Annotated in this window: 17 protein-coding genes, 1 pseudogene and 6 CRISPR repeat arrays; of the genes and pseudogenes, 10 read left to right on the top strand and 8 right to left on the bottom strand. The window is 70.3% G+C overall.

The window, feature by feature from the left end; genetic code table 11:
• Positions 1–24 precede the first annotated feature (24 nt).
• The 4 genes from ACFVX9_RS16665 to ACFVX9_RS16650 all read right to left on the bottom strand — a co-directional run bounded on the left by ACFVX9_RS16665 (position 25) and on the right by ACFVX9_RS16650 (position 3281).
• Complete coding sequence (locus ACFVX9_RS16665; protein WP_063352637.1) at positions 25–672, bottom strand: hypothetical protein; 648 nt, start codon at positions 670–672, stop codon at positions 25–27.
• 544 nt (positions 673–1216) lie between these two features.
• The gene (locus ACFVX9_RS16660) at positions 1217–1699 is read right to left on the bottom strand and encodes an HIT family protein (protein WP_387982206.1); all 483 of its coding nucleotides are present in this window, start codon (positions 1697–1699) and stop codon (positions 1217–1219) included.
• Positions 1700–2074: 375 nt separating this feature from the next.
• Positions 2075–2533 (bottom strand): MarR family winged helix-turn-helix transcriptional regulator, encoded by a 459-nt coding sequence (locus ACFVX9_RS16655; protein ID WP_387982205.1) that lies wholly within the window; start codon positions 2531–2533, stop codon positions 2075–2077.
• Positions 2526–3281, bottom strand: a complete 756-nt coding sequence (locus ACFVX9_RS16650) for an alpha/beta fold hydrolase (RefSeq protein WP_387982203.1) — start codon at positions 3279–3281, stop codon at positions 2526–2528. The genes ACFVX9_RS16655 and ACFVX9_RS16650 overlap by 8 nt, the downstream gene beginning before the upstream one ends.
• 326 nt (positions 3282–3607) lie before the next feature.
• Between ACFVX9_RS16650 and ACFVX9_RS16645 the strand changes: the two genes are divergently transcribed.
• A complete protein-coding gene (locus ACFVX9_RS16645; protein WP_387982201.1) occupies positions 3608–4108 on the top strand; it encodes a hypothetical protein in 501 nt (166 codons plus the stop codon).
• Between the two features lie 420 nt (positions 4109–4528).
• Here ACFVX9_RS16645 and ACFVX9_RS16640 read toward each other — a convergent pair whose 3' ends face one another.
• Both ACFVX9_RS16640 and ACFVX9_RS16635 read right to left on the bottom strand, forming a co-directional pair.
• On the bottom strand, positions 4529–5668 hold the full coding sequence (locus ACFVX9_RS16640; RefSeq protein ID WP_387982200.1) for a lipase: 1140 nt from the start codon (positions 5666–5668) through the stop codon (positions 4529–4531).
• A 626-nt stretch (positions 5669–6294) separates the two neighbouring features.
• A complete protein-coding gene (locus ACFVX9_RS16635; RefSeq protein ID WP_380563370.1) occupies positions 6295–6951 on the bottom strand; it encodes a TetR/AcrR family transcriptional regulator in 657 nt (218 codons plus the stop codon).
• A gap of 133 nt (positions 6952–7084) precedes the next feature.
• On the opposite strand from ACFVX9_RS16635, the gene ACFVX9_RS16630 reads away from it, so the two are divergent.
• Positions 7085–7666 carry an NADPH-dependent FMN reductase gene (locus ACFVX9_RS16630; protein WP_380563368.1) on the top strand — a complete coding sequence of 194 codons (582 nt, stop codon included), beginning with the start codon at positions 7085–7087 and terminating at the stop codon, positions 7664–7666.
• Positions 7667–7690: 24 nt separating this feature from the next.
• Complete coding sequence (locus ACFVX9_RS16625) at positions 7691–9244, top strand: DHA2 family efflux MFS transporter permease subunit (protein WP_387982198.1); 1554 nt, start codon at positions 7691–7693, stop codon at positions 9242–9244.
• A gap of 77 nt (positions 9245–9321) precedes the next feature.
• On the opposite strand, the gene ACFVX9_RS16620 is transcribed toward ACFVX9_RS16625, so the two are convergent.
• Entirely contained in the window at positions 9322–9603 is a 282-nt protein-coding gene (locus ACFVX9_RS16620; protein WP_380486432.1) for a hypothetical protein, read from the bottom strand.
• Between the two features lie 150 nt (positions 9604–9753).
• Between ACFVX9_RS16620 and ACFVX9_RS16615 the strand changes: the two genes are divergently transcribed.
• The 4 genes and pseudogenes from ACFVX9_RS16615 to ACFVX9_RS16600 all read left to right on the top strand — a co-directional run bounded on the left by ACFVX9_RS16615 (position 9754) and on the right by ACFVX9_RS16600 (position 11985).
• Entirely contained in the window at positions 9754–9972 is a 219-nt protein-coding gene (locus ACFVX9_RS16615) for a hypothetical protein (protein WP_063352833.1), read from the top strand.
• Positions 9973–9974: 2 nt separating this feature from the next.
• A pseudogene (locus ACFVX9_RS16610) lies at positions 9975–10404 on the top strand (MFS transporter); the annotation flags it as partial.
• A gap of 107 nt (positions 10405–10511) precedes the next feature.
• A complete protein-coding gene (locus tag ACFVX9_RS16605) occupies positions 10512–10682 on the top strand; it encodes a hypothetical protein (RefSeq protein WP_387982196.1) in 171 nt (56 codons plus the stop codon).
• Positions 10683–11115: 433 nt separating this feature from the next.
• Complete coding sequence (locus ACFVX9_RS16600) at positions 11116–11985, top strand: LLM class F420-dependent oxidoreductase (protein ID WP_387982195.1); 870 nt, start codon at positions 11116–11118, stop codon at positions 11983–11985.
• 244 nt (positions 11986–12229) lie between these two features.
• Here the strand turns inward: ACFVX9_RS16600 and ACFVX9_RS16595 are convergent, their stop codons facing one another.
• Positions 12230–13543 carry an ankyrin repeat domain-containing protein gene (locus tag ACFVX9_RS16595; protein WP_387982193.1) on the bottom strand — a complete coding sequence of 438 codons (1314 nt, stop codon included), beginning with the start codon at positions 13541–13543 and terminating at the stop codon, positions 12230–12232.
• Positions 13544–14136: 593 nt separating this feature from the next.
• A CRISPR array of direct repeats spans positions 14137–14692; the repeat unit is 30 nt; unit sequence GTTGGTGCCCCTCGAAGGGGCGGTGAGGAC.
• 1028 nt (positions 14693–15720) lie between these two features.
• On the opposite strand from ACFVX9_RS16595, the gene ACFVX9_RS16590 reads away from it, so the two are divergent.
• The 3 genes from ACFVX9_RS16590 (at position 15721) to ACFVX9_RS16580 (ending at position 24636) form a co-directional block, all read left to right on the top strand.
• Positions 15721–16287 (top strand): Uma2 family endonuclease, encoded by a 567-nt coding sequence (locus ACFVX9_RS16590; RefSeq protein WP_387982191.1) that lies wholly within the window; start codon positions 15721–15723, stop codon positions 16285–16287.
• Positions 16288–16367: 80 nt separating this feature from the next.
• Positions 16368–17318: direct repeats of the CRISPR family, unit length 30 nt; unit sequence GTTGGTACCCCTCGAAGGGGCGGTGAGGAC.
• 227 nt (positions 17319–17545) lie between these two features.
• Positions 17546–19022: a CRISPR direct-repeat array (repeat unit 30 nt; unit sequence GTTGGTACCCCTCGAAGGGGCGGTGAGGAC).
• Positions 19023–19247: 225 nt separating this feature from the next.
• A CRISPR array of direct repeats spans positions 19248–19479; the repeat unit is 22 nt; unit sequence CGTTGGTACCCCTCGAAGGGGC.
• 226 nt (positions 19480–19705) lie between these two features.
• Positions 19706–21581: direct repeats of the CRISPR family, unit length 30 nt; unit sequence GTTGGTACCCCTCGAAGGGGCGGTGAGGAC.
• Between the two features lie 291 nt (positions 21582–21872).
• Positions 21873–22161: direct repeats of the CRISPR family, unit length 28 nt; unit sequence GTTGGTACCCCTCGAAGGGGCGGTGAGG.
• A 313-nt stretch (positions 22162–22474) separates the two neighbouring features.
• The gene (locus ACFVX9_RS16585) at positions 22475–23245 is read left to right on the top strand and encodes a hypothetical protein (protein ID WP_387982189.1); all 771 of its coding nucleotides are present in this window, start codon (positions 22475–22477) and stop codon (positions 23243–23245) included.
• Positions 23242–24636 (top strand): hypothetical protein, encoded by a 1395-nt coding sequence (locus tag ACFVX9_RS16580; RefSeq protein ID WP_387982187.1) that lies wholly within the window; start codon positions 23242–23244, stop codon positions 24634–24636. The genes ACFVX9_RS16585 and ACFVX9_RS16580 overlap by 4 nt, the downstream gene beginning before the upstream one ends.

The raw sequence follows: 24636 nt of genomic DNA, 5'->3' as shown, positions 1-24636 counted from the left end.
GGGGTGTGGCCGGCCCCGGGGCGCTCAGTGGCAGACGAGCTTGTTGCGTGCGAGCTCCTGGACGGTGCCGGGGGAGACCGGCGTGTCGCAGGAGACGGTGCCCTCGATTTCGGCGTCGAAGGTGCTGTAGGTGGGGTGGGAGCCGAAGGCGTAGGCCCAGTACCCGTCGCCGGGGTCGCTGCTCGGGGGGTAGCGGGGGAGGCAGACGTACGCGTCGGCTTTGCCCTGGACGCGGTTTGTGCCCTTGAACACCGCGTAGTCGCCGGGGCGGGAGAAGTTCAGCGTGACCTTCTGGGACCACGTGCTGGTGCTGGACTTGGTGTTCTGGACGGAGAACCCGACCTTGATGGAGACCTTGGCGAAGAACGCGCCCACCTCCGAGTTGATCTCGGTCGAGGCGTTGAACGTGGTGCTGACGTTCTGGACCTCGGTCACGGTGGTCTCGATGGAGCCGGTGGTGCCGGGGGCGATGGTGATGCCCTTCCAGTGCGTGAGCACCGGGTCGACGACGGCGGTCGAGACCTCGTACAGCCCGTACCGGTCCACGCGGGGGTCGCACGGGCCGCCCGGTTCGGCCGCGTGGGCCGTGCCGGCGCCGAAGGCCGAAGCCGCCACGGTCAGGACGGCGAGCGCGGCGGGTAAGGACAGCCGCCGCAGGAAGGTGTTCGCCAAGAGGACTCCTCGGGGAGGGGAGGCGTCAGGCGGTCACGCCGCCGACACCTGGCATGCATTTGTCAGATCATGCCCCGATCGCCTCCACCGCACACTCACAACTCCCAACTCCCCCGTACAAAAAGAAGGTTGGCCGTGCACGCAGCCTGCGGCGCCGCCGTTCGTGCGGGCGGTGGGCGAGCCGCGCGCAGGGCGGTGCGGGCCAGGTCGACGCCGCTGGTCGTGGGCGTGTCATCAGGCAGCCTTTCCGAACCGGTCGCACCAGGTGTTGAGGAGCTCCCCGTCCTCGCCGGTCAGCGCGGCTACCGGCCGGGCAGGGACGGGCGTGCTCGCGCACTCGCCGCTACACCTCGTCGGCCCCGGTGTCAGCCGGCGAGGCCCTGACCTGCACACCTCCGGGTCGTCCCACTCCGTGTCAGGCGATCCCAGTCTCAAAGTCGTGCCGGCTCCTCATGGGTCGGCGTTCAGTCGGCAGTGCTCGGCCGAACCGTGCGGATCAGAGTCTCGGTGGCGGACTTGTCTCCGGCCATTCGGCCTGCTTGGGCTACGCCTGCTCGTAGGCCTTGGAAAGAATGCCCGTCAAGGCGTGGGCGATCTCCGTACGCAGTTCCTCATGCTGCGGACCCAAACGGTGTTTCGGGGCAGTCCGCTCATCTCCGTAACACCACACCGGGCTGTGGAGAAGGCGCGGCGGCTCCCACTCGTAGCGCGGGTGGATGTGACCGTGGAGGTGCTCCCACGAGTTCCCGAGCACCTCGTAGTTCAGCCGACGGAAGGCCTGGTCCCGCCTGCCACACGAAGCCTCGACAGCCTCCCCCAGGAGAGAGAGGTCGAGCAGGAAGCGGGACCGCTCGTCCCGGGGCAGATCCGTCAGGTGGTTCGCAGCGCCCGCGTACAGCAGCAGGCAGTACCCGGGAAGGTGCTGCGTGTCGCCGATCACAGCCCAGCCGGTCCGCATCCGGGCCAGCACCGTGGGGTTCTCAGCACGCTCGGCCGCAGCGATCCGATCTTCTTTCCAATCTGTCATGTCCCATGGATACCAGGTCATTTGGTTGCTTGGCGGGGCGCAGAGGCGTCGGTCGGCGGGCGGCAGGACGACTGATATTCCATCACTTCGAGACGTGCCGCCGCGGCGCCCGAGATGCGCACCGGACAGCGCGCGCGGCCTGCGTCCCGTGCGCGCTGGCGAGAGGGAAACCGCGAGCGTGGGCGGAGCGCCGCTGTCTACTTGTCACTTCGTCGCAGCCTCGGGCAGGCGGGCCCGATACTGTCGTTCAACGCGTGGCGTGTGCGTCGATGGTCAGGGTGTTTTCGGGCCGTATGGTCGTTCCCTTTTCCGGTGCGTGGTCGGCCGGTCCCGTGCGGGCCCGTGCGGGCCGTGGTGTCGGGTGGGGGTGGGGTGTCAGTCGAGGGCGAGGCGTTTGTTGAGGGCCTCGCCCGAGGGCAGGGGGTCGATGAAGTTGTGCAGGAACGTGAGCATCGCGTCGGTGTCCAGGTCCTGGCAGGCGGTGTCCATCGCGGCGTAGAGGGATTCCTCGATCCCGGCGACGGTGGTGGCCAGGCGTTCGCCTTCGGGGGTGAGGCTGAGCTGGAGGTAGCGGCGGTCCGCGGTGTCGGTGCGGCGTTCGACCAGTCCAGCCGCGACGACGCGTTCGAGGAGCCGGCTGGGGTTGGTGCCGCTTTCGCACACCAGGAGCTGCCCGAGCCCGTTGAGGCTCAAGGTGCCGTGCTGCTGGAGCAGGCGCAGCACCTCGGCCTGTGACGGGGTGATGCCGTGCGGTTTGAGGGCCTGGATCAGCAGCCGGTTGCCTTCGCGCTGGGCCGCCAGGATCGCGAACCGCAGGTGTTCGGCCTTACGCATCGGCGTCCTGCCGGGTGGTCGGCAGGGTGGCGAGGAAGTCGTTGACCGCGGTGGCGTAGGTGACCGGGTGGGAGAAGCGGAACATGTGGCCGGTGCGCGGCAGCACGACCTCCCGGGCGTCGGGGATGCCCGCGAGCATGACCTTGGAGGCGTTCTCGCCGATCAGCACGTCGTGGGAGGGGGTCAGGATCAGGGTCGGGACCTGGACCCGGTCCAGCGCGTCGGTGTAGTCGGCGGTGAGAACGGTCCGCAGGCGGGCGCCGAAGGAGGTGGCGGGGGTGTTGGCGAGGAACAGTTCGCGGCTGCGCGCTTGGCTCCAGGGCGTCTGGCCCTCGCCGTCGTACGGGGAGGTGAGGCGGTGGGCGTGGGCGCGCAGCGTCAGCTGCCGGTAGAGCGGTCCGCGGGCCCTGCCGATCGCCTGCATCAGGGCCTTCCAGGGCTTCGAGTCGACCGGGTTGGCCGCGAAGCCGCCGGACATGACGAGGGCGCGCAGGCCCGGCGGGCGGCGGGTCGCCAGTGCGAGGGCGATGTTCGCGCCGAAGGAGTCGCCGACCAGCACGTAGTCGTCCAGGTCCGCGATCGCGCTCTCGAGGTGGTCGGCGTAGTGCTCGATGTCGTCGACGCCCTCGGGTAGGCGCAGCATCCGTTTGGGCGCCTCGCCGTAGGGGGCCAGTTGTTCGGCGCTCCACGGGGCGCCGGAGAGGCAGGGGATGAAGACGAGGGTCGGATTCTTCTCTGAAGTGCCCATATCGGACACATTACACGACATATGTGTCGTGACATATGTGGTCCAGGTCATATTCCTGCTCTGTCTTCCCTGGACTCGCCCGGCCTCGGGCGCGGTGCGAGCCGCCCCAACGCGCAGAAGGCGGTCACCAGGCCGCGGGCCGCCTCGAAGGCATCGGTCCAGCGTCCTTCGGTGCCGCCGCCGTGATCGTCGCCACGGCGCCGGTTGGCTGCTCGCGCGGCACCACCCGCTCGATGGGGTCTCGGGCGTCCGGCACCGGGACCACCGCGCCCGACCCGCCGACCGCATCGTCCGGTTGACCACCGGGGGCAGGGGGGTAGCTGGGAATGCTGTCGGAGGCGTTGAGCGCGCTGGCCGCGGCTGGGGGCGCCGGGATCGTCCAGGCCGCCGGAACGGGCGTGTGGGCGGCCACCCGGGAACGGATCGCCTGCCTGCTGGGCCTCGCCCGTTCCGGGGACGAACGCCTCGCCCAGGCACGCCCCGACCGGACCAGTCAGGAACTGGAAGCCGCAGCCCCGCAGGAACGGGCAGCCCTTGCACAGCGACAGGAACACACCTGGCAGACCCGGCTGGCCGACTTCCTGGAAGGGCTGAAACCGGCCGAACAGGCCCAGGCTGCCGAGCAACTGCGCGCCCTGCTGGTCCCCGCCCCCGCCGACCCCGCTGCCCAGGGCCGGGCCGACAACAGTGGAGCTGTTCCAGCGTCTTGGCCGCTGACTGGTCGGTCTGGGCCGGTGTCGTCCTGTCCACGTTCCGGCATGCCAGGGCGCGGTGGAAGCGGTCCGTGTGTCCGGATGGAGTTCCAGATGCTCGCCGGTCAGGCGTAGTGTGACGCGTCCGGCTGCGGCGTCCCGGCTGACCACCACCGTGTCGGGTTCCTCGCCGAAGCCGGTCACGGTCACCGTGACGCGCTGTCCGCGGACGAGGTGCAGCCGCCGGCCGCCGGCGTTCGGCCTCGGGCTCTCCGGACGGTTCGTCGGGGTGGTCTCGCCGTCCACCGAGATCTGGCCGCTGCCACAGGCCGGCCCCTTCTACACCGCCCTGGAACGCGTTGGCCTTTACCACCTCACCGACGGCGACCGTCAGAGCGTCCGCGGCCTTACCCGCCGCCGCCTCGGGGCGTCCCGGACCGCGGTCGGGCTGACCCGGGGTCCAGGGTGGGGTGTTCCCGGTGGGTGTGCCCCGGGGTCGTGGCCGGCATGCGGGTGGCTGGCCTGTCCTGCGGGCGGGGGCGGGTCGGCGGGTTGTCAGCGCAGTCGGCTGAACCAGCGCACGATGGCCGTCGTGTCGGCGATGTTGGAGCCGAGGTGTCTGGAGCCCGCGAAGTCGGGGGTGCCGAGGTCGACGACCGTCGTGTTCACGCCGTGCGATCGCAGTGTGGCCTCGCAGTGGTCGGTGTTGGTGTTGGCCGCCTGTTCGTCCGCGTCGGCCGTGTACAGGCGGACCGGGACGTGTGGTGCCCAGTCGCAGGTGCTGTCGGCCACCCGAAGTGCTTTGGCCAGCGGGCCGGTTGGGTGGCGCAGCATGTCGAAGCCGTGTGGGGTGAGCAGTGCGTCGATGGTGTCGGGTGTGCCGGCGAAGAGTTGCGGGCCGGTGTGTGAACCGTCGAACAGTGTCTCGACCGTGCTGTCGTACGGGGCTTGGAAGACCTCGTCGGGGGAGTCGTAGAGGTGGTGCAGCCGGTTCCAGGCGACAAGGAGGTATGCCGTGTACAGCACGCTTGATTTCGGGTCGAGAGTGCCGTTGAGCAGTGCCGGCAGTTCGGCGTGCTGGAAGTCGTAGGCGCCGCTGACCGGTGCGACGGCTTGGAGCCGGAACCACGGGTCGTCGCCGGCCTGGAGTGCCCGTGCGAGTCCCATCGCCGCCGAGGCGCCCTGGGAGAACCCGGTGACCAGCACGTCGTGTCCCAGTGTCCGGCCCGTACGCGGGACAAAGGCGCGGGCTGCCCGGAGCATGTCCAGGGAGGCGGTGGTCTCCGACGGCACGTCCATCCAGGGGTGGAGTCCCGGGCCGGCGCCCAGGCCGATGTAGTCCGGGGCGACGGCGGCGAACCCGGCGGACGCGTACGTGATGGCGGGTGAGGACACGAATCCGGCCTTGACCATGGAGGACGGGGCATCGGAGCGGTGACTGGCCGTGCCGTGGGTGAATGACACCGTCCGCAGCTCGTGTTCGCCGCCGCGGGGCAGCACCAGCAGTCCGCTGGCGGTGATCGGCCGGCCGCTGGGGTCCACGGTGCGGTACACCAGCCGGTAGGCGTCCACTCCGAACCGGACCGTACCCGTGTCATACCCGGCGGCGGCCAGTGCCGCGGCGGCATCCTCCTTCGCGGCCAGGGTGGTCGTCTGCTGGACGGAGACGAGCCGTCCGCGATCGCTTCGGTGCACCGTGTCCGCCGAGGCGGCTCCCGTCGTCGCCGCAGTCGCAGTCGCAGTCGCAGTCGCAGTGGCGGTGGCGGTGGCAGTGGCGGTGGCCAGGACGGCCAGGACTGTCCCGATGTTCAGCCTGCGAAGCACGGGCCGTGGCGTGCCTGCTAAGTGGGTGGATTTCATGTCGCCGACGCTACGTACGGTCGCCCTCGTGCCGCAGTCCGGCCAGCGGGCGTATCCGTCCTGGGGCTAGCCCTACCGCGGCACCGTGCGCGAGCCGGGGGGAACCGGCGAGGGCCGGCTGACTGCCAGGGCTCCAACTCGACGTCCCTGCGCCCTCCTTAGGTTCTGGGCCGTCGCTCGGGACGTCTGTCGGTGGCAGGGGTGATCGCTATGCGGCCGTAACCGACTCGAAGCCCTCGTCCGCAACCGACTCGAGCGACTCCGGTACCGAACCGACACCCTCGACGGATTCATAGCCGGCACCGGCCTGACCCTCGACACCCCGACATCACCCCGACATCACCCTGACGGGCCGAAGTCGGTAGAGATCAAGTCAGGGGAGTGGTGGCCAGGGTCCGGGACCGCAGGCCGCCCCCGGCGTGGCCGGGGGCGGTGGCCCGCGTTCGAGGCGTGCGGCAGTGTCACCGGCGGGGTGCCGCGTAGGCGCGCAGGAAGGCCCGGACGCCGGCGACGATGATCTCCTCGGTCTCCGCCCGGTCCAGCGGGTATGCGCCCCAGTACGAACGCTGGGTGACCTCCGTCGCGGTCAGCAGCACGAAGTGTGCGGCCGCCCGCCCCGGGTCCGGTGTCTCGAGCCACCCGTCCTCGGCCAGTTCCCCGAAGCGCTGCCCGAGGGCGGTGAACACCCGTCGCGGTCCGGCCTCCTGCCAGGCGTCCAGGGCGGCCTTCGGCAGGTGCCGGGCCTCGGCGTTGATCTGGCGCACCAGCCCGAAGTGGTCGGCGAACTCGGTCAGCGGTGTCACCCAGGCCAGGGCGAACGCGGTGAGGTCCGCCTCCAGGTCGGTGACCTTTCCGAGCCTGCGCTCGATGATGTCCAGCTGGGCGTCGGCGACCTGCGCCGCGCTCTCCCGGACGACGGTCTGGAAGAGCAGTTCCTTGCCGGTGAAGTGGTTGTAGATGGTGCGGGTGGACACCCCGGCCTCCGCCGCGATGGCGTCGATGCTGGCGCGGGTGTAGCCGTCCCGGCCGAAGATCGTGCGGGCGGCCCGGGTGATGGCCTGGCGCTTCTCGGCCAGCCCCCGGCGGGGCCGGTCCGGTGTTTCCTGCCGGCTGGTCATGGGGTCTCCTTCATTGCCGCTGCCTCGAAAAATTGCAGTCATCGTTGTACTTGTTGCCATACACGTTGTACTTTACCTGACATGCCGTCCGAACGGGCGGTGACAGAACAGCAGCGCACCCCTGGAGACAGCCATGTCCGAGACCCCGTTCCGCCTCGCCGTCATCATCGCCAGCACCCGGCAGGGCCGCTTCGCGCCCACCGTCGCCGACTGGTTCGTCCGCACCGCCGGGCAGCGCGCGGACCTCGACATCGACGTCGTCGACCTGGCCGAGCACCCGCTGGCTCACGTGGGCGAGGAGCCCACCGCCGAGCAGGCCGAACGGCACGCGGCCCTCTCACCCCGACTGGCCGCCGCCGACGCCTTCGTGGTGGTCACCCCGGAGTACAACCACAGCTTCCCGGCCGCCCTCAAGAACGCCATCGACCTGCACGGCGCCGAGTGGCGGGCCAAGCCGGTCGGATTCGTCTCCTACGGCGGGCTCGGCGGCGGGCTGCGCGCGGTCGAGCAGCTCCGGCTGGTCTTCGCCGAGCTGCACGCCGTCACCGTCCGGGACACCGTCAGCTTCCACAACGTCTGGGGCCTCTTCGGCGAGGACGGCGAGCCGGTCGACCCGACCGTCCAGAGCGGCGCCGCCAAGGGCATGCTCGACCAGCTCACCTGGTGGGCGCACGCGCTTCGGGACGCCCGCACCGTCCGCCCGTACGGCGTCTGAACCGCGACCGGGGGGGAAACGAAGATGAGCACCGCCACCGAGCCGGTCACGGCCGGGACGACCACCGACACGGCCACTGCGGCCGCACCCGGCCCGCGCACTGCGGCCGTCGCCGCCGTTGTGGTCCTCGGCTCGCTGATGACCGTCCTCGACACCACGATCGTCAACGTCGCCCTCAACCGCCTCGCCGGGGACTTCGGTGCCCCGCTGGCCACCATCCAGTGGGTCACCACCGGCTATACCCTGGCGCTCGCCACCGTCACGCCGGTCACCGCCTGGGCGATCGGACGGTTCGGCACCCGCCGCCTGTACCTGACCGCGCTCACCCTGTTCGTGCTCGGCTCGGCGCTGGCCGGCGCCGCCTGGGACGCCCCCTCGCTGATCGCCTTCCGCGTCCTTCAGGGCCTGGGTGGAGGCATGGTGATGCCGGTCGGGATGACCGTCCTGGTCCGCGCCTGCGACCCGGCCCGCACCGGCCGCACCATGAGCGTGCTCGGCATCCCCGTCCTGATCGGCCCGCTGGCCGGGCCGGTGCTCGGCGGCTGGCTGGTCGACGAGGCCTCCTGGCGCTGGGTCTTCCTGGTCAACCTGCCGCTCGGCGCGCTCGCCCTCATCCTCGCCGCCCGGCTGCTGCCCCGCGACGGCGCCGGCACCCGCCGCAGGCTGGACCTGCCCGGCCTGCTGATGCTCTCCCCGGGCCTGGCCGCACTGATCTACGGGCTGGGCGCCGGGCACGGACACCTCGCCGCGGCCGGCAGCCTGCTGCCCATCCTGGCCGGCGCGACCCTGGTCGCCGGCTTCGTCGTCCGGGCGCTGACCGTCGGGGAGCCGCTGATCGACCTGCGGCTGCTGGCCCGGCGCGCCTTCGCCGGGCCCGCCGCCACCATCGCCCTGTTCGGCTGCGGCTACTTCGGCTCGATGCTGCTGCTCCCGCTCTACTACCAGCTGGTGCGCGGCCAAAGCGCCACCGACGTCGGCCTGCTCGGCATCCCACAGGCGCTCGCCACCGGCATCACCATGCAGTTCTCCGGCCGGCTGTCCGACCGCTTCGCCCCCGGCCGGATCGTGGTCACCGGCACCGTCCTGGCCGCCGCCGGCTTCCTCGGCTTCACCGTCCAGGTCGCCGCCGACACCCCGTACCCTCACCTGATCGCCGCCCTGGCGGTGATGGGGACCGGCATCGGCATGACGCTGATGCCGGCCATGGCGGCCGCCACCCGCAGCGTCGCCCCGACCGAGGTCCCGGCCGCCACCACCCTGGTCACCATCGTCCAGCAGGTCTCCGGCTCGGTCGGTACCGCCCTGATGTCCGTCCTGCTCACCGGGGCCATGGCCGACCGGCTGCCGACCACGGTCGCCGGCGGGGAAGCCGGCGGCGCACTGGCCACCGTGCAGGGCCTGGACGGCGCCGCGCGGGCCGCGCTCGCCCCCGGCCTCGCGGACGCCTTCCGGGACACCTACGGCTGGGCCGTCGCCCTGCTCGCGCTCGCCCTGCTGCCCGCACTGTCGCTCTCCCGCCAAGCCCCGGGCGGCGGCGCCGCCGGGAGCGCCAAGTCACGCCGAGTGCACACCTCCTGACGAACTCCACCAAACCCCCATCGAGCCTCCCCCACCCCGTACGCGGATTTCGCTACCGGTGGGGGCGGCCCATTCGGTCAGCCCGGCCGGCAGCAGGTGCGCCTGGCCGGCAGCAGGTGGGCCTGGCCGCGGGTCAGCGCGCGCTGCGGGTTGAGGACCGCGACCGGCGCGCCCTCCCCGCCCAGCAGCGCCACCCCGCCCGCCCGGCGCGGATCGTCCAGGCTCCACCCGGCCGTCGCCGTGATGCCGTGTGCCTGCGCGAGGTGGGCGATCGCCCGTGCCACCCGCGGACGGCCCACGGTCTCCTCCCGGGCCGCGGTCGCCGCCGCGGTGCCGCGTACCGCGGCCTCGGCCTTCATCGCCTGGAACCGGTGCCGCTCCCGGCTGACCTCGTCCAGCCCGCGGATCTGGGCCCGCCGGGCGTCCAGACGGCGCTGACCCGCCTCTCTCTCGCTCTCGCGCTACCGGGCGGCGTTCCCCGCCTCTGTTCGGGCTGCGAGACTGTGATCATGACCCCTGACCGTCGCAACCTTGGCCTGCCTGCCTTCTCCGAGCCCGCCACCGACGCTCCCGTGCCCGCCCAGTCCGGTGGGCGCCGGCTGTTGCCGGTGGAGCAGGGCGCGAACTTCCGCCAGCCGCCCGGCGAGACCACGCCCGTCCCCTCCCCGGCCCGGCGCCTGCGCGCCGTCGGCGGTCTGACCTTCTCCGACCCGGACCGGCAGATCTGATCGGCTACGGCTGGATCGCCAGCAGCTTCAGTGCAGGAGCTGCGGCCAGCTGCGGCCAGCGCCTCACTGCTTGTTGTCGCGGGATGGCTGCCCCGTGCCGGCCTGATGCTGACCGGGACACTGCTCGTGGGCTGCGCGGGCGCGGCCACCATCGCGCTGGTGCCGGCCCTGTGGCTCGCCGCGGTGCTGGCTGCGGTCATCGGACTGTGTGCGGGCGTCTTCGGCAGTCTGAACAACGCCCTCATACAAACCGCGGCGGACCCGGCCTATCCCGGCCGGGTCACCTCCGTCGTCATGCTCACCATGGTCGGTATCGCCCCCCTCGGCTACCCGCTGGTCGGTGCCGCCATCGGGGCCTGGTGCGCCGCCCCGGTATTCGGAGCCTGCGGCATCTTCGCTGGCCTGGGCGTGGCCATCGCCCTGGCCTCCAATCTCCTGCCCGTTGGCTTTGCTCACCGGGAAGTACGCGACGGCCGACGCGAACTGGGCCGAAGCCCTGGCCGCCCGGAAGGCCGGCGGCGACGGCCAGGCCGTCATCCTTGGCCGTCAATATGCTGGAAGGCGTCGTCAGGATCGCCGCCGGGAAGAAGAGCATCGACGCGGGGCTGCGCCACTTGTTCCCGGAAGGCGAGCGCACCCCGTTGTGCCAGGCGATCAACCAGCTCCACAACTACGGCTCCGCGATGCCCTGTCCTCCCGGTGGCGGGTGACGGCGACGGCGCTCTGCGAGGCCACCCGCCAGCACGCGAACATGTACCGGCGGGTGGAGTCCTGGGTGAGGTCCTCCGATCCCCCCTGACCACTTCCCTTCGTCCGGGACCCGCCTGAGGCTGCGGGTGAAGCCGGGCAGCTGACCGCTCACGTCGTCGGGAACATCCCGGCCGCCTCCGCGCTGACGGAGAACGACGCTCTGGTGCTCGCCGTCCGTCCGACTCTCCGCGCGGGCGGAGCGGACGCGCGGGTCTACCGGCGGCGCAGCGGGAGCACCGGGTCACCTCCGCGCGGGCGGGGCTGATGGCAGCGCAGCCCGGGAGGTGCGGTGGCCTTGCTCGCCTACGCGGCATGCCTTGTCCCTACGCCCGTGGCGCGCCATGCCACCGTGCGTCCGCGCCTGGTGCTTAGGGTGGCCTCAGGAGGTAGGGAATGCGGGTAGGACTGCACGCGCTCGGCATCGGTAACGGTGCCCGCCCTGAAGTGATCGCGGCCGTCGCCACCGCAGCGGAGGCGCATGGCTTCGCCAGGCTGTGGTGCGGTGAGCATGTGGTGCTCGTGGACACGCCCGCGTCCCGTTACCCCTACTCCGCGGACGGCCAGATCGCCGTGCCCGCGGACGCGGACTGGCTGGACCCGCTGCTCGCCCTGAGCTTCGCCGCGGCAGTCACCAGCCGGATCGAGCTCGCCACCGGCGTGCTCCTGCTGCCCGAGCACAACCCGGTGGTGGTCGCCAAGCAGGCCGCCACCCTCGACAGGCTTTCCGCCGGACGGTTCAGCCTCGGCATCGGAGCGGGCTGGTCAGCCGAGGAGTTCACCGCCCTCGGCGTCCCCTTCACCGGACGCGGACGCCGTACCGACGAGTACCTCACCGCGATGCGCACCCTCTGGGCCAAGGACCCCGCCTCCTTCACCGGGGAGTTCACCCGCTTCGACGCGATCCGGGTCAACCCAAAGCCGCTGCGCGGCGCCCAACTCCCGGTCGTGGTCGGCGGCAACAGCAACACCGCCCTGCGCCGCGCGGCCACACTCGGCGACGGCTGGTACGGCTTCAACATCCCCGTCGCCGACGTCCCCGAACGCATCGCCGTCCTCGTCGACGAGTGCGCCCGACTCGGCCGCACTCCCGGTGAACTCACCATCGCTGTCGCACTGAGTGACGGCCACCCGGAGCATCTTCCAGAACTCGCCGCAGCCGGCATCACCGAGGTCGTCGTCGTCGGAGCGCCCCCGCCGACCCCTGACGCGGCCGTCACCTGGGTCGCGGAACTCGCCCGGACGTGGATGCCCCCGGCCGAATGACCAGGGCACCACGCCAGGCGCCAGCGCCAGCCTATTGTTTTCACGCCGCATGGTGTCCCCGCCCGGGGCCAAGATGACTGACCTGCAGTTTTCCACCACAGAGCGCGCCAATTTATTCAGTTCGATTCCGGCAATGCCGACCTCGGGGCACCTCCGCGGGCGGAGCGGACGGCTCAGTGGTGTTGACTCCGGCGGCGACCAGCGGGTCACCTCCGCGCGGGCGGAGCACAGAGGCGAGCGTTCGCTACTCGGTTGTGGCCTGAGCCTCCCGTTCCCTTTGGCGCTGCTCGTACCGTGAGGGCGCACCGAGTATCCAGGACCACGACTCGTACTCGTCGACGGATCCCACCCGGTCGGCGCCATCGATACAGCGCGGATCGTCCCGCTCGGCCAGTCCATAGACGGCCCAGTTCCGGGTCTGCTGGTGATCGTCATCGAGCAGACCGGCCAGGGTGTCCCCGATGGCGGGTTCCGGATTCAGGCTGTACGCGAGCCCGTAGCCGGCGACTTGGCGAACGGAGGAGTCGGTGTCCCGGGCCAGTGCAAGCAGGACGTTCAGCCCCTCGGAGGTGAACGTCTTCCGCCCAGACCTCTCCGAGTTCACGATTCTCAGGGTCGAAGGCACCACGACACGGACCTGTGGGGCAGCGTGGGCAAGGAATGAGAGTCCCAGCGGCTCGATCCTCGGGTCCTCATGGTGGCTCAGGCCAGTCAGGGTCTCGGCCAGGACGTCCGGGTGTCCCTCCTCCTTTGCCCAGTCGAGGAGGAGCTCGAGCGTGCGCTGTTCGAACGGACTTGGGACGTTCGTCAGGTCAGCCTCGAGGTGGAGGCAGACCAGGACCTCCGCACCGAGGCGGCGGTGCAGGGGATCGGGATGGTCCCGCAGTGCCGCCGCGGCCTCCCAGGTCTCGTCGTCCTGCCGCCGGGCAAGGGTGCTGACGATCTCCGACCAGACGGCGTGTTCATAGTCCGGGTATTCGAGTGCGCAGGCGCGGGCCGCCAATTCGTCAATGCCCAGGCGCAGTCCGAAGTGCTTCTCGAGGAGCGTGAGGATCCCTGTGTGGCCGTCGCGGACGGTCATTCCGCCGAGCCGGAGCTCGTGGTACTCGGTGGTCCATTCCCTGTCCCTGATGCGAACCCGCTCGGCCCCACCCGAGGTGCCGGTCCGCTCCCGGAGCATGGCGACCGTGCCCGTCTCGTGCCACCGCCGGGCGCGTGCCAGCAGTTCCACCCGGGTGGCCTCGCTGGTCAGCGCTGCGTCACCGAGCAGGGAAAAGACGAGACCGATGGAACCGCTGTCGATGGCCCGCAAGAGGGGTGTGGTCCCGTCGGGCAGCTGGCGGTCTGTATCCGCGCCGCCTTCCACCAGATAGCTGGCGATCGTCGAGTTGAACGCTGAGATGGCCAGGCAGAGTGCGGGGGTGCCCTGCTCGTCGACGACGTCGGGGTCCGCCCCGTCCTCGAGCAGTATTCTGACCGCGTTCTCTTCCCCGCTCCGCACCGCCGTGATGAGTGGATCCTCGCCCATCCCCAACCCCCTGTTGAACTCGATCGCCACGCAGCCGCAGGCCGGGAGAGACATCGTCGGCCGAGTCCATCACACCCTTCCCAGGCCGGAGCCATGGGCTGAGCATCCGGACGTCAGCCCGCTGACGGCATGTCGCATGGGCGGTCGATCCCTAGCCTCGTCCTGCGCGGATCCCACTGACTGAAGCAGCCTGTCACACCCGGTAGATCTGGAGCGGCCACCGCGTGATCATCAAGGGTTGTGTGGACTCCTGAAGATCATGTTGCGGCCGCGGACAGCAGCATAGATGCCGCCCGTTGGCGTGCGATGTTCGGGCGGAGCGGACGCGTCGCCGCAGTCGGCGGCCCGTGTGACGACCGGGCCACCTCCGTACGGGCGGAGCGGACAGAAGTTCACCGCCCGCGCCGCCGAGGTCGGCACCCCGGTGACGCTGCTGAACTCGATGGCGTGGCTGAACGAGGACTACAACCCGGGACGCGACGAGGTGGTGGCGGACAACTGCGTGTCGGCCCAGGCCGCACAGTGGCTGCGCGGGCCGCACCGGGGACTGGCCGCCGGCGTCGCGGTCGGCACCTGGGACCAAGCCGCGCTGGCCGCGCTGCCGGTGCGGTCGTCCAGGTCCTGTTGCCACCCCTCGAAGGGGCGATGAGGACTCAGCGCGGTCACCTCGTCCGGCGACATCCCGGCGGGTTGGTACCCCTCGAAGGGGCGGTGAGGACCGGTGTGCGAGCCGGCGCCGAAATTGGCCCATGCCCGTTGGTATCCCTCGAAGGGGCAGTGAGGACCCGCACTCTCCTCGCTGGCCGGAACGCTCTGGCAGTTGGTACCCCTCGAAGGGGCGGTGAGGACCTCGTCGCCCGCACCAACCAGGTCCAGGCCGTCGCGTTGGTGCCCCTCGAAGGGGCGGTGAGGACATGTCGTCGGCTATAGCAGCCCGGGCCGCTCCTGGTTGTTGGTGCCCCTCGAAGGGGCGGTGAGGACACAGCCGATCGCTTGCTGGCCGCAGAGGCCTCCTCGGCGTTGGTGCCCCTCGAAGGGGCGGTGAGGACCTCCTGGTCGTCGTCCTCGACAACCTGGTCGTCGAGTTGGTGCCCCTCGAAGGGGCGATGAGGACAGGCCGTACGGCCGCAGGCTGTTCGACGTCGTCAAGTTGGTGCCCCTCGAAGGGGCGGTGAGGACCCCACGGTAAAGTCGCAGGTGACTGGCCGGGTGGTGCCGGGTTGAGAGCCCGATTCTTCAGCAGACCCCCGGTAGTGCTGTGGAACCCGGCGTGGCGCTGAAACCACCTCCGACAGTCCCTGCCGGCCAGGCCGAAGGACATCAATGAGGACAGGCTCCTCGGCACCGCATCGGGGCGTGCTGTTCCAGTGTCAAAGAGCGCACCCATCGTGCCACGCCCCGCAGACAACACCGCCCCTCGAAGGGGCGATGAGGACCCGTCGGCGACCCGGACATGCCGCCGGACCCCTTCCTGTTGCTACCCCTCGAAGGGGCGATGAGGACCAGCGCGGAGGAGATCCTCGCCATGCTGCGGTGCGCGTTGGTACCCCTCGAAGGGGCGATGAGGACCCGAGCTCGGCCAGAACCTGGTTGGTGCCGCGTTGTTGGTACCCCTCGAAGGGGCGGTGAGGACACGGACTGCCCACCGAAATGCCCTCGCACCGTCACCGTTGGTACCCCTCGAAGGGGCGATGAGGACCGCCCACGCGCTGCTGCACGGCCTGTGGCTCGGCCAGTTGGTATCCCTCGAAGGGACGATGAGGACCGGTCGGCCTCGGCCTTGCGGCGGGCCTTCTCCGTGGGTTGGTACCCCTCGAAGGGGCGATGAGGACAACTCCCACCAACCTTGCCGCTCGACACCGCGTCGTTGGTACCCCTCGAAGGGGCGGTGAGGACGCGGGATCGGTGCCCACGTCGCGGCCGAGGCCCTCCTGTTGCTACCCCTCGAAGGGGTGATGAGGACGCTCGCCGCCGTCCTCGACGCCGCCTGCGGCCCCACGTTGGTACCCCTCGAAGGGGCGATGAGGACACGCGACCGGAGCACGACGGCCAGGAGTTGCTACCCGCGCGGGCGCAGTCGGCGATCCGGTGCGCCGTTCACGTCACCTCACGGCACCCAGTAACGTTACTAGGTGCTGCCACACCCTCGAGTGCCCCTACTCGGCGGGAGCCAGCCGAGGACTGAGATCCGGACAGGAGAGCAGCACGTGAACACGGCGCATGCCAGCCCGGGTGACTACAGCCAGGTACCGAACCCGGAACAGGCACTGAAGTACGCGATTCAGCACATCGCGGGTGACCGTGTGGAGATCATTGAGGGAGTCATCACCCCCGTGTCACCGTCCTGGGCCCACGAGACCGCCGTCGACCTGATCCGCGAACAGATCGGGCCCCGCATGCGCGAACTCGGCCTGCGCGCCGGCTCCGGGAATCTCGACCTGCCCGGAACACCGAACTACTACGTTCCCGACCTCGCCGTCGTACCCGCCGAACTCGCCAAGACCGAAGGCGCCCTCCTGCCCGACCAGACCGTGCTCGTCGTCGAGGTGACCTCGCCGTCGAACGGCGACACCGACCAGACTGCGAAGCGCCGACGGTACTCTCAGTTCGGCGCTCCCGTGTACCTCCTGGTCGACCGCCAGGAACGCACCTGGACCCTCTTCTCCCAGCCGGGCCAGCTCGGCTACACGCGGATCGAAGGCCCCCACCCCTTCGGCACGCCACTGCAGCTCCCATCGCCGTTGAACCTCGAACTCGACACCGCAGGTTTCTGAGCACCCCCGAAGGCGGGACCAACGACTCCGGTGTGGCCGGGTCGACAAGAAAGACCCGTGACCGCCACCGCCAACTCCGCGTTGGTACCCCTCGAAGGGGCGATGAGGACAGTTCGGCATCGGGTCCGCCCGCTGGTCGGCCGCCTAGTTGCTACCCCTCGAAGGGGCGATGCGGACGGCTCCAGCGATCCTGCTGAGCCGGGAGTACCAGTTGGTACCCCTCGAAGGGGCGATGAGGACTGGCTGTCGCCTGGACCGGCCAGGCCGGCTTCGCCCAGTTGGTACCCCTCGAAGGGGCGATGAGGACGGGCCCCTGAACGCGCGGCACCCCGCCGTGGAGTGTTGGTACCCCTCGAAGGGGCGGTGAGGACGGCGGGATGACCGTGCCGCCGCCGTGACCGGGGGCGCGTTGGTACCCCTCGAAGGGGCGATGAGGACGGTGTCCATGTTGTCGTGGGTGGCGCGCTGCAGGCTGTTGGTACCCCTCGAAGGGGCGGTGAGGACAGCACGTGACGACCTATCCGCCCGAGCGCATCATCATGTTGGCACCCCTCGAAGGGGCGGTGAGGACCGGACGAAGGCGCCGACGGCCGGCGACCCGTTCGCGTTGGTACCCCTCGAAGGGGCGGTGAGGACACGCCGTTCACGCCGAACTCCCGCTCGCGGTAGGCCGGTTGGTGCCCCTTGAAGGGGCGGCGAGGACGGCGGCGATCCGGCCGAACCGGTACTGCTGTCCGCTGTTGGTACCCCTCGAAGGGGCGGTGAGGACCGGACGAAGGCGCCGACGGCCGGCGACCCGTTCGCGTTGGTACCCCTCGAAGGGGCGGTGAGGACCGGGCAGTGGGCACCGCACCGCCCGGACACCCTCATGTTGGTACCCCTCGAAGGGGCGGTGAGGACCCGCAGGCCGCCCGGTGACCCCCGCCGGCCCGAAGCCGTTGGTACCCCTCGAAGGGGCGGTGAGGACTCGAAGGGCTCGCGGAGGGCCGGCCCCACCGGTTGTTGGTACCCCTCGAAGGGGCGGTGAGGACCCCACGGTAAAGCCGCAGGTGACTGGCCGGATAGTGCCGCGTTGAGAGCCCGATTCTTCAGCAGACCCCCGGTAGTGCTGCGGAACCCGGCGTGGCGCTGAAACCACCTCCGACAGTCCCTGCCGGCCAGGCCGAAGGACATCAACGAGGACAGGCTCCTCGGCACCGCATCGGGGCGTGCTGTTCCAATGTCAAAGAGCGCACCCATCCTGCCACGCCCCGCAGACAACACTGCCCCTCGAAGGGGCGATGAGGACCCTGCTCGGCGCCCGCACAGGCGCGGTCGAACTGGCGTTGGTACCCCTCGAAGGGGCGGTGAGGACGCTGGTCGACTGCGGGCGCCCGGTGCCGGCCGCCACGTTGGTACCCCTCAAAGGGGCGGTGAGGACTCGGATTCACCCTCCCCGTACCAGCTCAGGACAGCACGTTGGTACCCCTCAAAGGGGCGGTGAGGACTCGGATTCACCCTCCCCGTACCAGCTCAGGACAGCACGTTGGTACCCCTCGAAGGGGCGGTGAGGACACCGATCCGCTCTGGCTCCCCACACTCAGCTACGAGTTGGTACCCCTCGAAGGGGCGGTGGAGCTGGGCCGGCGTGCAGGCGGCCGGCGCCGCCCTCGCGTTGGTACCCCTCGAAGGGGCGATGAGGACTGGAACAGGCCGCCGACCACGGCCGCATCCGCCTGTTGGTACCCCTCGAAGGGGCGGTGAGGACCCCCCGTCCGGCTGGTGACCAGACCTCCTTCAACCGTTGGTACCCCTCGAAGGGGCGGTGAGGACCGGTCGACGAGTACGGACACCTGCTCGCGATCCTGTTGGTACCCCTCGAAGGGGCGGTGAGGACCCGGCCGGCTGCCCTAGGCACTGCCCGCGTTCCTGTTGGTACCCCTCGAAGGGGCGGTGAGGACCATGGTCCGACGGACCGCCGTCCTCAGCGGCTACGCGTTGGTACCCCTCGAAGGGGCGGTGAGGACCCGACCCGACCGCAGCCTTCAACCCGGCCTACATGTTGGTACCCCTCGAAGGGTGGTGAGGACCTGCCGCAGTGGTCCTGATCTCAATTCCCGGCCGCTCGTTGGTACCCCTCGAAGGGGCGATGAGGACGCGTGCAGGGCCTTCAGGTCCGCGCGGTCCAGCAGCGCGTTGGTACCCCTCGAAGGGGCGGTGAGGACCACCGAGTTCGGCCCCGGCCTGGACGGCGCGACCCTGTTGGTACCCCTCGAAGGGGCGGTGAGGACGGCCTGCCGGGAGCTGCAGGCCGACGTCGAGCGCGTGTTGGTACCCCTCGAAGGGGTGATGAGGACTCGGCTGGGCGAAGGCCGCAATTCCCGGGCCTATTGCGTTGGTACCCCTCGAAGGGGCGGTGAGGACCTGCTGGCGCCAGTCGCCGAGGCTGATCTTTCCTGCCTGTTGGTACCCCTCGAAGGGGCGGTGAGGACCCGCGCGTCCCGGCCGAGCTTCCGGGCCTGGTCGAGTAGTTGGTACCCCTCGAAGGGGCGGTGAGGACGGCACCTATCGGGTCAGTGCCGACGGCACCCGCTAGTTGGTACCCCTCGAAGGGGCGGTGAGGACCGCCGATCTGGTGGGTCGGAGCGCCCGGGCGGTGGTGTTGGTACCCCTCGAAGGGGCGGTGAGGACGCCGTCGAGGATGATGAACAGGACGGCGGCGCCGCGTTGGTACCCCTCGAAGGGGCGGTGAGGACCCCACGGTAAAGCCGCAGGTGACTGGCCGGGTGGTGCCGGGTTGAGAGCCCGATTTTTCAGCAGACCCCCGGTAGTGCAGTGGAACCCGGCGTGGCGCTGAAACCACCTCGGCGACTCCTGCCGACCAGGCCGAAGGACATCAGCGAGGACAGGCTCCTCGGCACCCCGTCGGGGCGTGCTGTTCCAATGTCAAAGAGCGCACCCATCGTGCCACGCCCCGCAGACAACACCACCCCTCGAAGGGGCGATGAGGACTGGGCCCGGCCGGACTGGGCCGCAGCTTCGCCAGCCCGTTGGTACCCCTCGAAGGGGCGGTGAGGACGGAAGGGCGGTGCACGCCGGAGCAGGAGGCCGCGCACGTTGGTACCCCTCGAAGGGGCTGTGAGGACAGGCCTCGGCGGCCACCAGCACCGATGCGCTGATCGCGTTGGTACCCCTCGAAGGGGCTGTGAGGACCCCACGGTAAAGCCGCAGGTGACTGGCCGGGTGGTGCCGGGTCGAGAGCCCGATCTTTCAGCAGACCCCCGGTAGTGCTGCGGAACCCGGCGTGGCGCTGAAACCACCTCGGCGACTCCTGCCGACCAGGCCGAAGGACATCAATGAGGACAGGCTCCTCGGCACCGCGTCGGAGCGTGCTGTTCCAGTGTCAAAGAGCGCACCCATCGTGCCACGCCCCGCAGACAACACCGCCCCTCGAAGGGGCGATGAGGACCCCACTGAGCGCGGGGGTCGCCGGTGGGAACGTGCTGTTGGTACCCCTCGAAGGGGCGGTGAGGACGGCTTCTACGGCCCGATGACCACCAGCGCCGTCAAGTTGGTACCCCTCGAAGGGGCGGCGAGGACGGGCACCCCGTGGCCGTGCGCCACCATCCGCGCCCTGTTGGTACCCCTCGAAGGGGCGGTGAGAACTGCGGTGGGTCAGTCCTCGGTGACGGTGACCTGCACGTTGGTACCCCTCCAAGGGGCGGTGAGGACCCGTCGCCATCGGCGCTGTCTACCGGATCACGGTGTTGTTACCCCTCGAAGGGGCGGTGAGGACTCGACGTCGACCAGGCGCTCGCCAAGGACGGACTGTTGGTACCCCTCGAAGAGGCGGTGAGGACCCGGCGGCGGCGTAGTCGGCCACGTACACGTCCAGGTGTTGGTACCCCTCGAAGGGGCGATGAGGACGGGTCGTAGACGGGGCAGGACCAGCTGAACGTCAGGTTGGTACCCCTCGAAGGGGCGGTGAGGACATCGACCACCACACCGGGCAGAAGCCCCACCTCACGTTGGTACCCCTCGAAGGGGCGGTGAGGACCGCCCGGGGCCGTGCCGAGCGGCACACGGCTTACTGGTTGGTACCCCTCGAAGAGGCGGTGAGGACCCGAGATCGTGGTGCACCCTAGCGCCGAGTCCGCTCGGTTGGTACCCCTCGAAGGGGCGGTGAGGACCTGGACGCGGCGGCCGGGATGAAGCTGCACTCCGCGTTGGTACCCCTCGAAGGGGCGGTGAGGACGTGGAGGTGGAAGCCAGACTCGCTGCCCCAGGTGTCCTGTTGGTACCCCTCGAAGGGGCGGTGAGAACGCCAGGTCATCAGCGTCCACACCACCCTCGCCGACGTGTTGGTACCCCTCGAAGAGGTGATGAGGACCCTGCAGGTCGCCTCCCAGCTGCTCATCATCCTGCCGTTGGTACCCCTCGAAGGGGCGGTGAGGACCTGCCGCAGTGGTCCTGATCTCAATTCCCGGCCGCTCGTTGGTACCCCTCGAAGGGGCGGTGAGGACGGCGTCGGTGGTCGAGCTGCCGGTGGCCGACCCGGCGTTGGTACCCCTCGAAGGGGCGGTGAAGACACGACACCGCCCGGGTGCTGCGCCGCCAGTCCCTGGAGTTGGTACCCCTCGAAGGGGCGGTGAGGACCGGGCACCGTCCCGATCGGCGGCCCCGTCGCCATGTTGGTACCCCTCGAAGGGGCGATGAGGACCTGCTGGCGCCAGTCGCCGAGGCTGATCTTTCCTGCCTGTTGGTACCCCTCGAAGGGGCGGTGAGGACTCGCCGTGTGGGCCGAGGTGGCGTCGCCCACCCGCGGTTGGTACCCCTCGAAGGGGCGGTGAGGACGCGCCCTGGAGGCAGCACCGTAACCACCTACCCGCCGTTGGTACCCCTCGAAGGGGCGATGAGGACCAGCTCCGAGCGATGGAGCGGTTGGTGGGCAGCGGGTTGGTACCCCTCGAAGGGGCGATGAGGACCGGTGGCGGCGTGAGCGACGGCATGGTGCACGCCCGCATGTTGGTACCCCTCGAAGGGGCGACGAAGACCACCATCCGCCCCCGATGGTCGTCACCTACTCGTGTAGTTGGTACCCCCCGAAGGGGCGATGAGGACGACAGCGGAGGGCCGGCCGTGGCCAACCCACAGGGGTTGGTACCCCTCGAAGGGGCGATGAGGACGTGAACCGCTGGCCCGCCTCGGTCCGGACGACCGCGTTGGTACCCCTCGAAGGGGCGATGAGGACTCGTCCAGGTCCTCGAACGGGTACCGCTCGACATGTTGGTACCCCTCGAAGGGGCGATGAGGACCCCACGGTAAAGCCGCAGGTGACTGGCCGGGTGGTGCCGGGCTGCGAGCCCGAATCTTCAGCAGACCCCCGGTAGTGCTGCGGAACCCGGCGTGGCGCTGAAACACCTCGGCGACTCCTGCCGACCAGGCCGAAGGACATCAACGAGGACAGGCTCCTCGGCACCCCGTCGGGGCGTGCTGTTCCAATGTCAAAGAGCGTACCCATCGTGCCACGCCCCACCGACAACACCGCCCCTCGAAGGAACGATGAGGACCCTGCTCGGCGCCCGCACAGGCGCGGTCGAACTGGCGTTGGTACCCCTCGAAGGGGCGGTGAGGACGCGGGCCGAGGCCGGGCCGGAGGCGTACATCCCGCTGTTGGTACCCCTCGAAGGGGCGGTGAGGACCTCGCGTCATGGTCTACCGCTACGAGCACGCCGTGTTGGTACCCCTCGAAGGGGCGGTGAGGACGCCTGTCGATGAACCTGCGCAACGCCGTCTCCCACATGTTGGTACCCCTCGAAGGGGCGATGAGGGGGCCCGCGGGCCGATGACATGGCCGATACGTTCAAGTTGCTACCCCTCGAAGGGGCGGTGGGAGTGGCGGTCTCAGCAGTGCTTAATCGGACCGCGACACAGTTGCGACCTCTCGCAGAGGCCGCCAACTGTACTTCAGTGGAAGCGCTTTGGGCATGCGCCATGGCCCGTCGTGTGTAGCGGTTCGATTTGCGCTCTGTCCGACGGGCTGGGTAGTGTCCCGGGCCATCAACCACTTCAAGTGATCGCTTGACTACCTGAAGTGGTGGACGGGGTGGTGGTGATCCGGGGGTCACGTTGCCATCCGCCACTGACAACGGCGCCGTTGAGTGCCGTGGAGACTGATCAAGGGGGGGCACCGTCCGTGCGCCTGCGTTTGACGATTCACACCGCCGCCCGCCGGATCCCGCGGGGTGAAGTCCTGGCCCCGGGACGCGGGCTGGTGTACGACCTGCTCGGCAGGGCGGCACCCGAGCTCGGCCAGGCCCTGCACACCGACGGCTGGGGCCGGTTCGGGATGGTGCCGTTCGGCTACTCGGGCCCGGCCTTCCCGGCCGCCGGCCGGCCCGGCCCCGCCGGGCTGCCGTCGACGGGCCCGGGCATCCTCGAGATCGGATCCCCGCTGCCCGCGGTCGCGGAGGGCATCCGGGCGGGCCTTGACCGGCTGCCCGTCATCGCCTGGGGGGCCACCGCGTTCCACGTGACCGGCGTGGAGGAAGTACCGGCACCGGACTTCGCGGACGGCGTCGCGCTGCTGCGGACCGTGACGCCGGCGGTCATGAAGGGCGGCGGGTTCAACGCCACGAAGAACCGCGCGGCCCGGGCCACCCCGGGGGAGCCGCGGCAGGGCTGGCTGCTGCCTGGCGAGGTCAGCTGGGACGCCTACACGGCGCAGAACCTGGTCCGTAAGGCGCGGACACTGGATCTGCCCGAGGGGGTGCGGCTCGAGGCGGTCACGTGGGTGGGGCCGCGGGCGTCGTTCGTCACCGGCGGGGGCGGGAACCGCGGTGGCAAGCCGGGGGCGCACGTGGAGGTGCGGGTCGCGGGTGATCCGGTGACGCTGCGGGCGCTGTGGGCGTGGGGGATCGGGCAGGCGAACTCCAGCGGGTTCGGCTGGGTCCGGGCTGTTGAGGAGGCCCGCGGATGACCGGTGTGGCCGTGCCCGACCTCGGACAGAAGAGCCTGGTTCTGACGCCGCATCCGTTGCAGCGCATCGGGGCGTTCGCGGTTGCCGCCCTGGCGGGGGCGCGTACCCCGGACCGGGTGACGCCGGCGGGCTTCGACGGGGTCGTCGACCGGATGGTCGAGGACCTGACCGCCGCGGCGCGGGTTCCGAAGGGCGAGCCGGGCTGGTACCTGCTGGGGGTCTCGTACCTGTTGTGGCCGAACTCGGCGGTCAACCACCCGTCGAACCGCAAGCGGGAGCCCGAGGAGATCCGGGAGCGGATCAGGGCGTGGCGCTCCCCGAAGCCCTTCGAGCAGCGGCCGCAGGCGCCGTGCAGCCTGTGCGGGCGTCCCTCGGCCGGCTGGTACGGCAAGCTGGACATCCCGCTGGGGGCGTCGGTCGACCAGCGCAACACCACGGTCGCCGGGCACCAGGGCACGCCGCTGTGCTTCCCGTGCGTCACGTGCTTCCACGCCCTGCCGTACGCGTGCGCGGCCGGCGGCGGCCTGCTGTCCGGTGTCTTCAGCTGGGACGACAACTTCCTGGCCCGGGCCACCGGCCGGGAGGTGCAGCGCAACCAGGGGGCCATCGCGAGCGCCGGCGGCCTCGCCCGCAGCGGCGGGTCGTTCGCCCCCGAGTTCGGGGCGCTGCGGGCGTTGCGGCACTGGCCGTACCGGGTGACGGACGGCGTCGAGGTGTTGGCGTTCAGCAACAACAACCAGGATCAGAAGATCCGTTCGGACAGGGCCGAGCAGCCGCTCGCGGAGTGGCTGCGTACGACGTTGCGCGACGGCGGGAGGCGTGCGGGGTTTCGGCACCTGTCGCGGGCGCAGGCGACGGCGAAGGTCGGCGGGCTGCGGATGCTGGCCTGGCGGGCTTTCAACCATCCCGAGCGTGTCGCGTCGGCGGGCGTGGCGTGGCTCAAGGACCGCAGTGAGGACGGGGTCCTGCCGGCCGCGACCCGTGAGCTGGTCCCGCTCATCCGTTCCTACATCACGGAGGTGCTCCTCACCATGCATGAGAAGGACGTCGGCCATGTCAGCAGCGTGGCCGGGCGCATCGCCACCGTTGTGGCCGATGGGGGGACTCTCAAGTCCTTCCAGGTGGCCACCCGCAAGCCCGGTGATCTGAGGGCGTGGCTGAAGAAGGAGGCGACCGCCTGGACGCTGGACAAGCAGCGGCAGGGCGCGTTCGTGTCCACCACGGAGTGGCGGGTGCTGTTCGACCAGGGCCAGACGAGCTGGTCGGCACGGGACCTGCTGTACATCTGCGTCCTCGAGTACCTCGCCGCGCGGGACACCGTGATCGCGGTGGGCGAGGACGAGGAGTTCGAAGACGCCGACTTCACCACTCTCGACCAGGAGGAGAACTGA

It is taken from the genome of Kitasatospora sp. NPDC058243 (genome assembly GCF_042882025.1).
GTDB lineage: Bacteria > Actinomycetota > Actinomycetes > Streptomycetales > Streptomycetaceae > Kitasatospora.
This window is presented reverse-complemented; position numbering and strand designations above follow the sequence as displayed.

What these genes read in the sequence shown, in the direction of transcription:
- ACFVX9_RS16660 (WP_387982206.1), bottom strand. Translation starts at nt 1,699, where the DNA reads ATGACAGATTGGAAAGAAGATCGGATCGCTGCGGCCGAGCGTGCTGAG.
- ACFVX9_RS16655 (WP_387982205.1), bottom strand. Translation starts at nt 2,533, where the DNA reads ATGCGTAAGGCCGAACACCTGCGGTTCGCGATCCTGGCGGCCCAGCGC.
- ACFVX9_RS16650 (WP_387982203.1), bottom strand. Translation starts at nt 3,281, where the DNA reads ATGGGCACTTCAGAGAAGAATCCGACCCTCGTCTTCATCCCCTGCCTC.
- ACFVX9_RS16645 (WP_387982201.1), top strand. Translation starts at nt 3,608, where the DNA reads ATGCTGTCGGAGGCGTTGAGCGCGCTGGCCGCGGCTGGGGGCGCCGGG.
- ACFVX9_RS16635 (WP_380563370.1), bottom strand. Translation starts at nt 6,951, where the DNA reads ATGACCAGCCGGCAGGAAACACCGGACCGGCCCCGCCGGGGGCTGGCC.
- ACFVX9_RS16630 (WP_380563368.1), top strand. Translation starts at nt 7,085, where the DNA reads ATGTCCGAGACCCCGTTCCGCCTCGCCGTCATCATCGCCAGCACCCGG.
- ACFVX9_RS16625 (WP_387982198.1), top strand. Translation starts at nt 7,691, where the DNA reads ATGAGCACCGCCACCGAGCCGGTCACGGCCGGGACGACCACCGACACG.
- ACFVX9_RS16620 (WP_380486432.1), bottom strand. Translation starts at nt 9,603, where the DNA reads ATGAAGGCCGAGGCCGCGGTACGCGGCACCGCGGCGGCGACCGCGGCC.
- ACFVX9_RS16615 (WP_063352833.1), top strand. Translation starts at nt 9,754, where the DNA reads ATGACCCCTGACCGTCGCAACCTTGGCCTGCCTGCCTTCTCCGAGCCC.
- ACFVX9_RS16600 (WP_387982195.1), top strand. Translation starts at nt 11,116, where the DNA reads ATGCGGGTAGGACTGCACGCGCTCGGCATCGGTAACGGTGCCCGCCCT.
- ACFVX9_RS16580 (WP_387982187.1), top strand. Translation starts at nt 23,242, where the DNA reads ATGACCGGTGTGGCCGTGCCCGACCTCGGACAGAAGAGCCTGGTTCTG.